Annotated in this window: 14 protein-coding genes; 10 read left to right on the forward strand and 4 right to left on the reverse strand. The window is 64.6% G+C overall.

All coding sequences use genetic code 11. The features are described 5' to 3' along the window. Nucleotides 1-183: 183 nt before the first annotated feature. From tatC to tatA, 3 genes are read right to left on the reverse strand one after another with little or no spacing between them, the layout of a single operon-like run. Nucleotides 184-927, reverse strand: coding sequence for a twin-arginine translocase subunit TatC (gene tatC, locus HU737_RS01915; protein ID WP_186556400.1), 744 nt, complete (start codon nt 925-927; stop codon nt 184-186). Continuing rightward, nucleotides 924-1,214, reverse strand: a complete 291-nt coding sequence (tatB, locus tag HU737_RS01920) for a Sec-independent protein translocase protein TatB (protein ID WP_186556399.1) — start codon at nt 1,212-1,214, stop codon at nt 924-926. The genes tatC and tatB overlap by 4 nt, the downstream gene beginning before the upstream one ends. Beyond that, nucleotides 1,214-1,444, reverse strand: a complete 231-nt coding sequence (gene tatA / locus HU737_RS01925) for a twin-arginine translocase TatA/TatE family subunit (RefSeq protein WP_186556398.1) — start codon at nt 1,442-1,444, stop codon at nt 1,214-1,216. The genes tatB and tatA overlap by 1 nt, the downstream gene beginning before the upstream one ends. Before the next feature lie 146 nt (nt 1,445-1,590). On the opposite strand from tatA, the gene gspK reads away from it, so the two are divergent. Beyond that, nucleotides 1,591-2,556: a type II secretion system minor pseudopilin GspK gene (gspK, locus tag HU737_RS01930; protein ID WP_186556397.1), complete on the forward strand. Its 966-nt coding sequence runs from the start codon at nt 1,591-1,593 to the stop codon at nt 2,554-2,556. 42 nt (nt 2,557-2,598) lie between these two features. On the opposite strand, the gene HU737_RS01935 is transcribed toward gspK, so the two are convergent. Continuing rightward, entirely contained in the window at nt 2,599-4,650 is a 2,052-nt protein-coding gene (locus HU737_RS01935) for a PhoX family protein (protein ID WP_186556396.1), read from the reverse strand. Nucleotides 4,651-4,873: 223 nt separating this feature from the next. Here HU737_RS01935 and HU737_RS01940 point away from each other — a divergent pair, with 223 nt between their 5' ends. The 9 genes from HU737_RS01940 to HU737_RS01980 are packed head-to-tail and all read left to right on the forward strand — an operon-like array spanning nt 4,874 to nt 13,388. Then, nucleotides 4,874-6,514, forward strand: a complete 1,641-nt coding sequence (locus HU737_RS01940) for a bifunctional UDP-sugar hydrolase/5'-nucleotidase (RefSeq protein ID WP_186556395.1) — start codon at nt 4,874-4,876, stop codon at nt 6,512-6,514. Then, nucleotides 6,511-6,936, forward strand: a complete 426-nt coding sequence (locus HU737_RS01945) for a pilus assembly protein PilZ (RefSeq protein WP_186556394.1) — start codon at nt 6,511-6,513, stop codon at nt 6,934-6,936. The genes HU737_RS01940 and HU737_RS01945 overlap by 4 nt, the downstream gene beginning before the upstream one ends. A gap of 21 nt (nt 6,937-6,957) precedes the next feature. Beyond that, nucleotides 6,958-8,892 (forward strand): type II secretion system secretin GspD, encoded by a 1,935-nt coding sequence (gene gspD / locus HU737_RS01950; RefSeq protein WP_405130137.1) that lies wholly within the window; start codon nt 6,958-6,960, stop codon nt 8,890-8,892. Then, nucleotides 8,892-10,340, forward strand: a complete 1,449-nt coding sequence (locus tag HU737_RS01955) for a GspE/PulE family protein (protein ID WP_186556392.1) — start codon at nt 8,892-8,894, stop codon at nt 10,338-10,340. The genes gspD and HU737_RS01955 overlap by 1 nt, the downstream gene beginning before the upstream one ends. Nucleotides 10,341-10,343: 3 nt before the next feature. Beyond that, the gene (gene gspF / locus HU737_RS01960; protein ID WP_186556391.1) at nt 10,344-11,546 is read left to right on the forward strand and encodes a type II secretion system inner membrane protein GspF; all 1,203 of its coding nucleotides are present in this window, start codon (nt 10,344-10,346) and stop codon (nt 11,544-11,546) included. Nucleotides 11,547-11,560: 14 nt separating this feature from the next. Further along, nucleotides 11,561-11,995: a type II secretion system major pseudopilin GspG gene (gene gspG, locus HU737_RS01965; protein WP_186556390.1), complete on the forward strand. Its 435-nt coding sequence runs from the start codon at nt 11,561-11,563 to the stop codon at nt 11,993-11,995. 3 nt (nt 11,996-11,998) lie between these two features. Further along, nucleotides 11,999-12,436 (forward strand): type II secretion system minor pseudopilin GspH, encoded by a 438-nt coding sequence (gspH, locus tag HU737_RS01970; RefSeq protein ID WP_186556389.1) that lies wholly within the window; start codon nt 11,999-12,001, stop codon nt 12,434-12,436. After that, complete coding sequence (locus tag HU737_RS01975) at nt 12,433-12,801, forward strand: type II secretion system protein GspI (RefSeq protein ID WP_186556388.1); 369 nt, start codon at nt 12,433-12,435, stop codon at nt 12,799-12,801. Before gspH ends, HU737_RS01975 begins: the two co-directional genes overlap by 4 nt. After that, nucleotides 12,798-13,388: a type II secretion system protein gene (locus HU737_RS01980; RefSeq protein ID WP_186556387.1), complete on the forward strand. Its 591-nt coding sequence runs from the start codon at nt 12,798-12,800 to the stop codon at nt 13,386-13,388. Before HU737_RS01975 ends, HU737_RS01980 begins: the two co-directional genes overlap by 4 nt. Nucleotides 13,389-13,393: the final 5 nt, after the last annotated feature.

Below are 13,393 nucleotides of genomic sequence, written 5' to 3' on the forward strand. Positions count from 1 at the left end.
TTGGGACGCCCAGATTGGTTGCTCAGGTGCGGTAGATAAATATGGAAATAACGACCCTGCAACGAAGTCAGATTCTGCTTACAGTGTTGGTATGATTTTCATCATTATGTGGAGCATTTGAAGCAAGCTAATTCTAGCCGGTAAGCCCCATCCTGTCAGGGATTACCGGCTTGCCCAGTGCTTTCAACCATCACTACGAGGCCTATGCACCAGTGCGCACGCCACAAGCCCCAGCTCGAACAACACCCACATCGGCACTGCCAGCATCGTCTGAGAAAACACATCAGGCGGTGTCAGAATCATCCCCACCACGAAGCAGCCGACGATCACATAGGGCCGACTACGGCGCAGCGTGGCGACATCGGTCAGCCCCGCCCAGACCACGATGAACGTCGCCACCGGTATCTCGAACGCCAGGCCGAAGGCGAGGAACAGCGCCATGATGAAGTCCAGATACAGGCCGATATCGGTCATCATCGCCACCCCATCGGGGGTAACGCTGGCGAAGAAGCCGAACATCATCGGAAACACCAGGAAGAACGCAAAGGCCATCCCGCCATAGAACAGCACGATGCTCGATACCAGCAGCGGCAGGGCAATGCGCCGTTCGCGGCGGTACAGCCCCGGGGCAATGAACCCCCAGGCCTGGTGCAACAACAACGGCATGGCCAGGAACAGCGCGCACATCGCGGTCAACTTGAACGGGGTCAAGAATGGCGAGGTGACGCTGGTGGCGATCATGCTGGTGCCTTCCGGCAGATAACGGCGCAACGGTTCGGAGATCAGCGTGTAGAGGGTTTGGGCGAACGGGAACAACGCGCCGAACAGCAGCGCGATCACCAACAACGAGCGCATCAGGCGCTTGCGCAGATCCCTCAGGTGTTCGGTCAACGGCATCCGCCCTTGCTGTTGCATGGCAATGCTCATGAGACGTTCTCCTTGGCAGGTACTGGCGCTGCGGCGTCATTGGCCGGTTCTCCCTCCAGGCGGATGCCCTGGCGAATCTCCTGTTCCAGCCGCTGCAGCGGTGCGGCGTCCAGCGCCGGCAGGTCGATTTCCCGCTCCACCTGGGTGCGCAGCGCATGCATCGCCCGTCGTGCTTGGCCTAACCCACGGCCAACGGCGCGCGCCGCCACCGGCAGGCGCTCGGGGCCGAGCACCAGCAGGGCGACGACCCCGACCAGAATCATTTCGGTAAAGCCGATCTCGAACATCAGGCCTGACGATCCGCTTGCGTTTGCTGCACGGTCTGGCCGTTCAGCGGTGTTTGTTGTTGCACCTGCGGGTTGCTTGGGCTGGCTTCACTGTCACCGCCCATGGACTTGCGAAAACCCTGGATCGCCTCGCCAACATCGCTGCCCAGGCCTTTCAGACGCTTGGTGCCAAACAGCAGGAAGACAATCAACAGCACGATCACCAATTGCCAGATTCCGATACCACCCATGTCAGAACACTCCTGTAAGGTCATCAAAAGAGCAGCAATCCTGCCTTGCCTAGATGACGCGGTGATTACTGTCAGGCATTGCCATCTGCCTGAAACAAGCGCGGTGTTGACTGGCCTCTTTGCCGGTTGGAAAAAGGAGGGCGAGGATGGGTGGCAAACACCAGCAAGGTGCTGCGTTGTTGATGGTGATGGTCGCGCTGGCGATGATCGCTGCGGGTCTGACCTGGCTGGTGGAAAGCGGACGTCGGCAGGTGGATGAAGTGCGCCTGTTACAGCAGCGGGTGCAAGCGCGAGCCATGGAGCAGGCCGGGCTAGCCTATGCCGAACAGGCGCTGCGCGATCCTGCCTGGCGGGCCAGCCCATTGTTCTGGCAAGCCTTGCGCGGCCAGCCGCTGGACTATGACTTTGGCGCAGGCAAGGCGCAGCTGCGCGTGCGTGATCAGCACACCTGCTTCAACGTCAATGCGCTGTTGGGCGAGGACGGCGAGCGGGCTGAGCGTCAGTTGCGTCTGCTGCTGGGCGATGACATGGCCGCCGAGCGCCTGGTGCACGCGCTGGCTGACTGGATCGATGCTGACAGTGACGCACGCCTGCAAGGTGCGGAGAGTGCCCAGTATCTACGTCAGCAACCCGCGCGCCTGGCGGCTAACCAGCCGATGGTCGACAGCAGCGAGCTGAATCTATTGCTGGCCCCCGACGCGCAGCGCCAGGGCCATTACGCGATGCTCTGTGCACTGGCGCAGACCAGCGGCTGGCGGCTCAATGCCAACGCACTTGGCCTGGAACACCTGCCCCTGCTGGAGGCGTTGTATGAGGGGCGTTATTCGCGCTCGTTGCTGAGCCGCATCGTCACGGGGCGTCCAGCGGCGGGGTATGTGGATGCGGCGGCGTTGCGCCAGGCGTTGGGGGCAGTGGATGACGAAACGTTCGAGCGCTTGAGCGAGGGGTTGCTGCTCAACAGTGGGCATTACCTGTTGCAGCTGTCGTTCGAGGAGGAGGGGCTGAAGTTGCGCAGTCAGTTTCAGGTGGAGGCGTTGGGGGTGGTGCAGTGGCACGCACGAGTACCGGCGCAGCAGGTGCGAGTGCGCAGCCGTGAGCCTTTGCCGTGGTGATAGCAAGTAGTCGAGGGCCGCAGAGCGGCCCCCGAAAATCCATCAGGCGGTGCCGATCTCGCCGCCATCATTACGCTGAATCACCACCGTCGAAGCCCGTGGTCGCACGGTAGTTCCGGCCGGCGCGGCGTCGGTCGCCACATCGTTGAACGGCCAGTTCTCCGGGTGCTGGATGTTGACGAACATCGACTTGTTGTCCGGGGCAAAGGCTATCCCGGTGACCTCGCAGCCGTTGGGGCCGACGAAGAAGCGCCGCAGGTCCACCTGGTTCTGCGCGTTGACCGGAATCTGCTTGCCGGCAGCATCCACCAGATCGGTCGGAATCACCGCCAGCAGTTGGTCGTTGGTGTAGCTGGTCAAGGTCGACTCACCGTTGTCGGTCTCGAACCACAACACCCCACGGCTATCGAAGCTCATGCCGTCGGGGCTGGCGAACTGGTTCAGTTCGGTCAGGCCTGAGCGGTTGATGTCGGCGGTGCCGGCGGCGTTGGCGCCGAATACGAAGATGTCCCAGTTGAAGCTGGCGTGATCATCGCTGTCGTGCCAGCGAATGATGTGGCCATGGCGGTTCGGCCCACGTGGGTTGGCCGCATCGACTTTTTCCGGGGTACGCGAGCTGTTGTTGGTCAGGGTCAGGTAGACGTCGCCGTTGAGTGGGTTGACGGCAGTCCACTCGGGGCGGTCCATCGGCGTGGCACCGACGGCATCGGCGGCGCCACGGGTGTGCAAGATGATCCCCGGCAAGTCACCGTACAACGCACCGAGGGTGCTGCCAGCGGTGGTAGCGGTGGCGACGTCGAGCAGCAGCCAGTTACCGCTGCCGTCGGCATTGAAGCGGGCGACATACAGCTTGCCTTGGTCCATGTACTTGGCGCCGGTGGCCAGGCGGTCGGCTGGAGTGGCGTCTGCTGGGTCCCACACGGCATCGGAGACGAACTTGTACAGGTACTCGTTGTTGGAGTCGTCACCGGTGTACCAGACCAGCGGCTTGCCCGCCACCGGCAGGCCCGGGCAGCAGCCCTCGTGGCGGAAGCGACCCAGGGCGGTGCGTTTGACCGCCAGGGTGCTGGCGTTGTACGGATCGATCTCGACGATGTAGCCGTAGGTGCTGGCTTCGTTGCGGAAGTCGTCGGTGGCGCTGGCGCCGGTCGGGGTAACGTCGAAGCGGGCGAACTCGTCGTCCACCTCGCTTGGGTCACCTGCGCAGGTTTCCCACTTGTACTGGCCGCTGGAAGTACCCACGCCGATACGCGACTGGTCGGCTGGACGGGTGCCTTTGTTGACGAAGATGCCCGGCCAGTTCTCCTCGCAAGTCAGGTAGGTGCCCCACGGCGTGTAGCCATTGCCGCAGTTGTTGTTGGTGCCGCGGCACTGGGTGCCGGCCGGGGAGAACTTGGTCTTGACGTGGTCGGTGCCGCGCAGGGGGCCGGCGATGTCCATCAGCGAAACGGTGGTGAAGCGGCGATTGAGCGGGTCGTTGTCGACCACCTGCCAGCGGCCGTTGACCTTGCTCAGGCGAACCACGCCAGCGCCGTGGGCGTTGATTTCCTTGCGCGCTTCTTCGACCGGGCGCTTGCCGCTGCCATCGGTGGTGGGCCCTGCCGGATGCAAGGCTTGGGCGTCGATGTACTCGAAGTTGATCGCCAGCAAGCCGTCATCGGAGCTGCCGTTGATAGGGAAGAAGTGCATGCCGTCGTGGTGCATGCCCATGGCGTTGGCCTGGTCGGTCGAGCTGTTGCTGCCGTCGGATTTCCACGGGTTGCCATTGCTGTTCAGCGGCGTGCCCCATGGCGCCAGGACATAGGCGCTGTAGCCGGCGGCGACCACGCAGGCGTCGGTACGCGAGCCTGCGATGGAGTTGAAGCCTAGCTTGAGTTTCGGCGTTTCCGGGGTGGTTGGAGCCGAATCGTCGTCATCCGAACCGCCACCGCCGTCGAAGCAGCCGGTCAGGCCGGTCCCGGCGATCATCGCGATCGCGGCGCCAAGGCTGCCGCGCATCACGGTGCGACGGCTCAGGTAGGCGTCCATGACGCTGGCCATTGGCAGGTTGCCGCTTAGATTGCGGTCTAGGTTGTCGCCGGTGTCTCGACTCATCAGGGTGTCCTTATAGTGGCTGAGTTGAAAGAAACCGCGACTTTAGTGCGCAAGTGTGATGATTCCTTGGCAGAAATATTAAGGTCCGCTTAAAACTAGCAGTTCTTAGCAACCTGTCTTGAAAGAACATTCCGCGATTGCTGTCGGATATCTGCCATTAAACTGTCATGTGAGCGCCTCAATATCCGGGTCCCTAAGTGAACTCGGAAAGGATGCGGGCCTGATGGCTAGTAGTGTGGGCAGACGCGAAGTAATCAGCTGGATGGGTGTCGGTGCGCTGGCACCGCTGCTCGGCGCCTGCTCTGCGCTCCCTGGCCAGCGTGGTGGCAGTGCGGCGGTCGATCTACTCTACGTCGCCGACACTCTCGATGCCCGCCAGCCTGGTATGCCCGTGGTACCTGCCACCCGACTTGGGCCGGTGAGCCATCTGGGGCGGGCGCCGTGGATGACTGGCAGCAGTGCCACCGCCGCCTACCCTGAGCTTGCGCCCTTGCTCGATGCCAGTCAGGCAGGCAGTGCGCAATTGGGTGGCTATGCGGTGCTGGCCGCGTTGCTTGAGCAATTGCGCAGCGAAGCCGGAGCCAGTAATTGCCTGACCTTGGAAAACGGTCAGGGCTGGAATGGCAGCGGCTTGGCCTACCTGACTCAAGGCGAGAGCGGCGTGCAAGGCAGCCAACTGCTTGCCAGTGAAGTGCGCGTCAGCAGCGATGAACGAGTGCTCTGGCCGCAACGCTGCGCCGGACTTTATCGCCAGTCTTCCTCTATTACCCTGGGGGCTGGACTGGCCAGCGATCAGGCCACGTCGCTTGGCATCGAGCCCCTGCGGATTTTCGAACGTGGCGGTGCGCGAATTGCCGTGGTGGGTGTCACCGACCCGTACGCCCAGGATCAGAAAGCTTCGCTCAAACAGTGGTACCAATCGCTGCAGCCAATCTTCCAGCAAGCGCGCCGCGAGGCTGACCTGGTGGTGGCGCTGGCCGATGTCGGCACCGGGCCAGGGCTGTGGTTGGCCGAACGCCTCAATGAAGTCGACGTGCTGCTGTGTGCGCGCGGCCAGGACTTGTGGCCAGCGCCGGTCGAGGTGAGCCAAGCGAGCGGTCGTCGGGTTCCAGTGCTGTTCGCCGGCTGCCGTGGCAGCGGCGCGTTCCGCCTGCGCTGTCAGCAAGTGGCCGGCCAGTGGCGTTTCGAGGCGCGCTACTTTGCTGCCTTCGAACATCACCTGACGCCAGTCGCTCAGGCCCGCGCCAGCCAACTGCGCAGTGTGCTGCGCCAACAACGTGCCGGCCACGCCGCCTGGCTCGACCAACCTTTGGCCCGCGCTCCACAAGCACTGTGGCGGCGCGACACCCGTGGCGGCAGCTGGGACCGTTTGCTGCACCAGGCCCTGGCTGATGACAGCAGCATGCCGGTGCTGCTGCCGGGACTGCGTTACGACTACCCTTTGACCGCGGGTGATTCGATCACGCGTGAACACTTGATCAGCCTCACGGGCGGCTACCCCGCGCCAGTGGTCGAGGCGCCTGCCCGGCAGGTCGAGCAGGTACTGGAGAACGCCGCCGAGCAGCTGTTCGGCGATCCGCTGCTGCTGGACAACAGCCAGGACTTACCGCGCTGGCAAAGCCAGGCCTGGCAGGTTAGCTATAGCCCGCAAGGCAAACGCATCGCCGGCCTCGAACCGGTGCAGGGGCTGTGCCGCACCTTTGGTTTGCAATTCGACCCGCAGGCCGGTGAGCCACTCTGGCAGCGGGTTGAAGCCTGGCTGGCGCGCCAGTCGGGCGATTGGCAACTGGCAGCGCTGCAACTGCCGCAGGTGCGCTACGTGCAGGGCCATCCGGGTTGGCATCCACGGCAGTTGCTCTCTTGAGCACACCCAGTCGTTTAGTCGGCGTAGCACTGCTGACCCTGGCCGGTTGGCTGGCTGGCCAATGCGTGCTGCAGCTCAGCCGTGAGCCGCTGCCTGCCCGCGCGCCTTCGCTCGCTGAGCTGCCCTTGCCCGGCTTGCTGGTCGGTCATTGGCAGGCGCCTGCCGACGACGGCCTGATCCCGCTGACTCGCCTGCCGCTGCAGTACCTCGGCGGGCTCAAGGCCAAGCCGCTTTCGGCGACCGTGGTGGTGCTGCGCTATGGCCAACAGACCCGCAGCCTGGTGCGTGGCCAACGCCTGGCACCCGGCATCGTCCTGCAGGACATCGACGCCGATGGCCTGATTTTCAACAACCAGGGGCGGCGCGAGCGCCTGCCCTGGCCGCCACGGCCTGCCGTGACCGGCTTCAAGCGGCAAGGATGAGCGATGTTTGCAAGATACTGCGTGGCCGGAGTGCTCAGCCTGAGCCTGTCATTGGCCTGGGCCGAAGAGCCGGAAACATTCGACGACAGCGGCACGCCGATCTATGAGGTGAACTTCGTCGATACCGACCTGGGCGAGTTCATCGACAGCGTCTCGCGCATCACCGGCACCACCTTCATCGTCGATCCGCGGGTCAAGGGCAAGGTCACGGTGCGTACCGTCGATCGGCATGACGCCGAGGCCATCTACGACATCTTCCTCGCCCAGCTGCGCGCCCAGGGCTACGCCGCGGTCGACTTGCCCAATGGCAGCGTGAAGATCGTCCCCGACCAGGCTGCACGCCTGGAACCGGTGCCGGTCGAGGGCGGTGGCAAGAAAGCCGAGGGCAGCGACGGGGTTGCCACCCGCGTGTTCAACGTACGCAATGCCGCCAGCGAACAGATGCTGGGTATCCTCAAGCCGCTGATCGACCCGCGTGTGGGCGTGATCACTCCGTATCCGGCAGCCAACCTGTTGGTGGTTACCGACTGGCGCAGCAACCTTGAGCGCATAGACAGCCTGTTGCGCCAGCTCGATCAGGTCAGTGACGAGCCGCTGCAGGTGATGAAGCTGCAGCATGCCAGCGCCGCCGACACCGCCCAGCTGGTCACCCGCTTGCTGGCCAACCAGCAGGCCGGCGACACTGCCCAGGTGGTGGCTGATCCGCGCAGTAATGCGTTGCTGGTGCGTGGCAGCGCCGACAGCCGCGAGCGGGTAAGGGCCTTGCTGGCCCAGCTCGACCGCCCCAGCGACACTCAGCACAACAGCAACACCCAAGTGATCTACCTACGTCACGCCAACGCCAGCGAAGTGGTCAAGGTGCTGCGCGGCCTCAGCCAGGAAGGCAGCGTGCCGGCCGAAGGCGACGCTGAGGGCAAGGACCGCCCGGTGGCGATGGCCAGCGAGTCTGGCATTCGCCTGGAATACGAAGAAGGCACCAATGCCGTGGTCATGGTTGGCCCGGACAGCGAACTGGCGGCCTATCGCAGCATCGTCGAGCAGCTCGACATCCGTCGCGCGCAAGTGGTGGTCGAGGCGATCATCGCCGAGGTCTCCGACAGCCAGGCCCAGGAGCTGGGCGTGCAATGGTTGTTCGCCGACGAGAAGTTCGGTGCCGGTATCGTCAACTTCGGCAGCAATGGCGTGAACATCGCCAGCATCGCTGGGGCTGCCGCCAGCGGCGACAACGAAGCCTTGGGCGACCTGCTGTCGAGCACCACCGGTGTCACTGCAGGCATCGGCCACTTCGGGGGTGGCTTCAACTTCGCCATGCTGATCAATGCGCTCAAGGGCAAGAGCGGCTTCAACCTGCTGTCGACGCCGACCCTGCTGACCCTGGACAACGCCGAGGCGTCGATCCTGGTCGGCCAGGAAGTACCCTTCGTCACAGGCTCGGTCACCCAGAACAACGCCAACCCCTACCAGACCATCGAGCGCAAGGAGGTCGGGGTCAAGCTGCGCATCAAGCCGCAGGTGAACATCGACAACAGCGTGCGCCTGGATATCGTTCAGGAAGTCTCGTCGATTGCCGACACCACCAGCGCCAGCGATGTCATCACCAATAAGCGCGAGATCAAGACCAAGGTCATGGTCGAGGACAACGGCCTGGTGATCCTCGGCGGCTTGATCAGCGACGAACTCAGCACCAGCAATCAGCGCGTGCCGTTTTTGGGCGACATCCCAGGGCTGGGTCGGTTGTTCCGTTCCGACGCGAGCAAGAACACCAAGCAGAACCTGATGGTGTTCATTCGCCCGCGCATCCTGCGTGATGGGCCGAGCCTGGCCGGGCTGAGCCAGGACAAATACCGCACCCTGCAACAGACCACGCCGTTGCAACTGCCGGAGCTGGCCGAGGGCACGCCGCTGCTCAAGGTGTTCCCCGCCAGCCGGGCGCGCCTGGAAGGGGGCGACTGGTGATGCTGCCTTATCGTCTGGCGCGCCAGACTGGCCTGGCGATGGCGCCGCTTGCCGAGGGCTGGCAGCTGTGGCTGCGGCCAGACGCCGACAGCGATCAGTTGCAGGAACTGCTGCGCGTCCATGGTCAGCCAGCGAGCCTTGAGTACCTGGACACAGCAGCCTTCGATGCCCGGCTGGGCCAACTTTACGAAGCGGGTAGTGCCAGCACCGCGGCGCTGATCGAAGGCATCGGCGAGCAGGTCGACCTGGACAGCCTGATGAGCGAAATGCCGCGCATCGAGGACTTGCTCGAAAGCGACGACGAAGCGCCCGTGATTCGCCTGATCAACGGCCTGTTCGGCCAGGCCCTGCGCCTGCGCGCTTCCGACATTCATATCGAGACCTTCGAGCAGAGCCTGGTGGTGCGCCTGCGTGTCGATGGTCACCTGCGCGAAGTGCTGCGCCCACCGCGGGCGCTGTCGGCGATGCTGGTGTCGCGGATCAAGGTCATGGCGCGGCTGGACATCGCCGAGAAGCGTCAGCCGCAGGATGGCCGAATCACCTTGCGCGCCGCCGGCCGGGAAGTGGATGTGCGGGTGTCGACATTGCCCGGGATCCATGGCGAACGGGTGGTGATGCGGGTGCTGGACAAGCAGGCCAGCCTCTTGGCGCTGGATAACCTAGGCATGCCTGACTCTGTGCTGGAGGGTTTGCGCAGCTGCCTGGCCAGGCCCAACGGTATTGTCCTGAGCACTGGCCCCACCGGTTCTGGCAAGACCACCACGCTCTACGCCAGCCTCAACAGCCTCAACGATGGCAGCCGCAATATCCTCACCGTTGAAGACCCGGTGGAGTACGCCATCGCCGGCATTGGCCAGACCGCAATCAACCCCCGTGCCGGCCTGACCTTCGCCAGCGGCCTGCGGGCGATTCTGCGCCAGGACCCGGACGTGATCATGCTCGGCGAGATCCGCGATCAGGAAACCGCGCAGATCGCCGTGCAGGCCAGCCTCACCGGGCACCTGGTGCTGTCGACCCTGCACACCAACAGCGCTGTGGGCGCGGTGACGCGTTTGCGCGACATGGGTATCGAGCCGTTCTTGATTGCCTCGTGCCTGCGCGGCGTGCTGGCCCAGCGCCTGGTGCGGCGGCTGTGTCATTGCGCGGTAGAGCAGCCGTTGCAGGCGGCTGAACGCAGGCTATGGCCAGAGTTGGGGTCGCTGGGCGGCACCTTTCATGCGGTCGGCTGCGACGATTGCCAAGGCAGTGGCTACAACGGGCGATTGGGCCTTTATGAATTCATCGAACTGGACCCAGGCCTGGTCGCGCTGCTCTACGACGGCGCCAGCGAACTGGCCATGCAGGACTATCTGGCCGAGCGCCGCCAGAGCCTGGTGAGCATGGCCAGCGATTGCCTGCGCCGAGGCCAGACCAGCCTTGCCGAAGTACTGCGTGTGGTACAGGGCTAGCCTATGCCGACCTATCGCTATCAGGCAGTCGATTTGGCCGGCAAAAGCCACAGCGCTACGCTGCAGGCCGACAGCGAGCGCCATGCGCGGCAGTTGTTGCGTGAGCAGGGGCTGTTCGCCCGGCAGCTCAAGCGCCAGGGCAGCGCCGCGGCGCAACCGCGTCGCCAGCGGTTGAATCGCGCGCAGTTGTGCGAATTGACTCGCCAATTGGCGACCCTCACCGGCGCCGGTATTGCCCTGGTCGATGCTTTGGCCACCCTTGAGCGGCAGCTGCGCCAACCCGCCCTGCAGGCAGTGTTGGTGTCGGTACGCGGCGCGCTGGCCGAGGGCTTGGGCCTGGCACGCAGCCTCGCCCGGCAAGGCGCGCCATTCACCGGCCTGTATTGCGCGTTGGTCGAAGCGGGCGAGCGCTCGGGGCGTTTGGCCCAGGTGCTGACGCGCCTGGCCGATCACCTAGAGCAAGTGCAGCGCCAGCAACACAAGGCACGCACCGCCTTGATCTACCCCAGCGTGTTGATGGGCGTGTCGCTGGCGGTGGTGGTCGGCCTGATGACGTTCGTGGTGCCCAAGCTTACTGAGCAGTTCGCCCATTCCGGGCAGAGCTTGCCCTGGGTCACTTCATTGCTGATTGGCATCAGCCAGGGCCTGGTCAGTGCCGGGCCGTGGCTGTTGTGCGCAGCACTCTTGCTGGCATTGCTCGGCAGCTGGTTGCTGCGCAAACCGCACTGGTGCCTGCGCCGCGACGAGCTACTGCTGCGCCTGCCGCGTGTTGGCGGCCTGTTGCAGGTGCTGGAAAGCGCCCGCCTGGCGCGCAGTCTGGCGATCCTCTGCAGCAGTGGCCTGGCCCTGCTCGAAGCGTTGCAGGTGGCCACCGAAACCGTCGGTAACCGACGCATTCGCCTGGCCATGGAGCAGGTGCGCCAGCAGGTCCAGGGCGGCACCAGCCTGCATAGGGCGCTGGATGCCAGCCAACAATTTCCACCGCTGCTGGTGAACATGGTCGGCAGTGGCGAGGCCAGCGGCACTTTGGCTGACATGCTCGAACGGGTGGCCGATGACCAGGAGCGCGGTTTCGCCCGCCAGGTGGACACCGCCATGGCGCTGTTCGAGCCGCTGATGATCCTGGTGATGGGCGCGGTGGTGCTGTTCATCGTGCTGGCCGTGCTGCTGCCGATCATGCAACTGAACCAAGGCCTGCAACTATGACAAGGAGCACCAACATGCGACATCGACGTACCCGCCAGCGGGGTTTCACCCTGATGGAAATCATGGTGGTGATCTTCATCATCGGCCTGCTGATCGCCGTGGTCGCGCCCAGTGTGCTGGGCAACCAGGACAAGGCCATGCGCCAGAAGGTCTTGGCCGACCTTGCCACCCTGGAGCAGGCGCTGGATATGTATCGGCTGGACAACCTGCGTTTTCCCAGCAGCGAGCAAGGCCTGGCCGCACTGGTGAACAAACCTACCCAGGAGCCGCTGCCGCGTGCCTGGCGCAGCGATGGCTACATTCGCCGTCTGCCAGAGGACCCGTGGGGTACGCCATACCAGTACCGCATGCCCGGTGAACATGGTCGGGTCGATGTCTACTCGCTGGGCGCCGACGGCGTGCCGGGTGGCGAAGAGCTCGATGCCGACCTGGGCAACTGGGAGCTGTGAAGGGTGAGCGGCCAGCGTGGCTTCAGCCTGATCGAGCTGTTGGTGGTGCTGGCCATCGCTGGCTTGATGACGGGCCTGAGTGTGGCCTGGCTCGACAGTGGCAACAGCAGCGTCGAGCAGGCCCTGGATCGACTGGCCGGGCACGTTCGCGAGCAGGGCGCGCTGGCTCGGCATGCCGGGCAACTGCGTGGGCTGCGCTGGAATGGCCAGCGCCCGGAGTTGGTTCGGCGCGAGAAGGAGGGCTGGGTGCTGGAGCCAGCGCGCCTGGGCGACTGGCCCAAGGGCCTGCGCCCCGATTGGCCAGCCAGTCGCACGCCGCAGTTGATCTTCACCCCCGAGGGCTGGGCACGCCCTGGTGCCGTGCTGTGGCAGTGGCCGCAGGGCAGCCAGCGCTGGCAGTGGGATCGCGCCGGACAACTGCGCACGGCTTCGTCGCCATGAAACGTGGCCAGCGTGGCTTTACCTTGTTGGAAGTGACTGTGGCCCTGGCGATCGCCGCCGTGCTGGCGGTGATCGCCAGCCAGGTTTTGCGCCAACGGCTGGCGGTACAGGACAGCGTCCAACAGCACCGGCTGGGCCTGCTCTGTGCCCGCGAGCTGCAAGCACGCTTTGCCGTCGAGCAGTATTGGCCAGCCGCCAACCACAACAGCGGTGTGCTGAATCAAGGCGGCCAAGCCTGCCATTGGCAACTGCAATTGCGCAGGACCGGCGTGCGCGACCTGCGCCGAGGTGATCTGCAGCTGTTCGCCGACCGCGATCAGCGCCTGCCGCTAGGCCAGTACAGCGTATTTCTGGAGCGCCCATGAAGCGTCAGCAAGCAGGCCTGACCTTGATCGAACTGATGGTTGCGCTGGCCTTGACCGCAGTGCTCGGCATCATGCTTGCGGCCTTGGTCAACGGCTGGCTGAAGGTGCGCGAGCGGCTCGCGTCACCCGCCGCCAATGCCGGTGTGCTGGAGTTCTGCCTGGCCCTGGAGCGGCGTTTCGATAGCCCGGTGCTGCGCCGGGTCTACGAGCAGCGCTTGCCGTTGGCCACGCGCTGGCTCGACTGGCAGGCGCAGAACAACCAGCTGCTGTGGGTGGCTGTCGCGGCCTGGCCGCAAGCCGAGGGCGGCTCGCGCCTGCAACGCCAGCGCCTGCGCTTTGATCCACGTGAGCAGCGCCTGCTGCTGGAAACCTCGGCGGACCTGTACGCCGCAGGTGAGCCGCACTGGGTGGTCCGCGAGCGGTTGGAGCGGGTCAGCGCATGGCAGGTGCTTTACCACCAGGGTGGCCGCTGGCTGGCCTGGCCCTCGGATCAACCCGCGCACCCCGGTCGTGGCGTGCGCGTGCAATTGCAGCGTGATGGAGCACCTTATGTCTGCACCTTTGCATTGCCACATGGGCTGTCATGAACGGA

Origin of the sequence: Pseudomonas urmiensis (assembly GCF_014268815.2) — a bacterium.
Lineage (GTDB): Bacteria > Pseudomonadota > Gammaproteobacteria > Pseudomonadales > Pseudomonadaceae > Aquipseudomonas > Aquipseudomonas urmiensis.

Coding starts and splice junctions, on each gene's coding strand:
- tatC (WP_186556400.1), bottom strand. CDS start 927: ATGAGCATTGCCATGCAACAGCAAGGGCGGATGCCGTTGACCGAACAC.
- tatB (WP_186556399.1), bottom strand. CDS start 1,214: ATGTTCGAGATCGGCTTTACCGAAATGATTCTGGTCGGGGTCGTCGCC.
- tatA (WP_186556398.1), bottom strand. CDS start 1,444: ATGGGTGGTATCGGAATCTGGCAATTGGTGATCGTGCTGTTGATTGTC.
- gspK (WP_186556397.1), top strand. CDS start 1,591: ATGGGTGGCAAACACCAGCAAGGTGCTGCGTTGTTGATGGTGATGGTC.
- HU737_RS01935 (WP_186556396.1), bottom strand. CDS start 4,650: ATGAGTCGAGACACCGGCGACAACCTAGACCGCAATCTAAGCGGCAAC.
- HU737_RS01940 (WP_186556395.1), top strand. CDS start 4,874: ATGGCTAGTAGTGTGGGCAGACGCGAAGTAATCAGCTGGATGGGTGTC.
- HU737_RS01955 (WP_186556392.1), top strand. CDS start 8,892: ATGCTGCCTTATCGTCTGGCGCGCCAGACTGGCCTGGCGATGGCGCCG.
- gspF (WP_186556391.1), top strand. CDS start 10,344: ATGCCGACCTATCGCTATCAGGCAGTCGATTTGGCCGGCAAAAGCCAC.
- gspG (WP_186556390.1), top strand. CDS start 11,561: ATGCGACATCGACGTACCCGCCAGCGGGGTTTCACCCTGATGGAAATC.
- HU737_RS01975 (WP_186556388.1), top strand. CDS start 12,433: ATGAAACGTGGCCAGCGTGGCTTTACCTTGTTGGAAGTGACTGTGGCC.
- HU737_RS01980 (WP_186556387.1), top strand. CDS start 12,798: ATGAAGCGTCAGCAAGCAGGCCTGACCTTGATCGAACTGATGGTTGCG.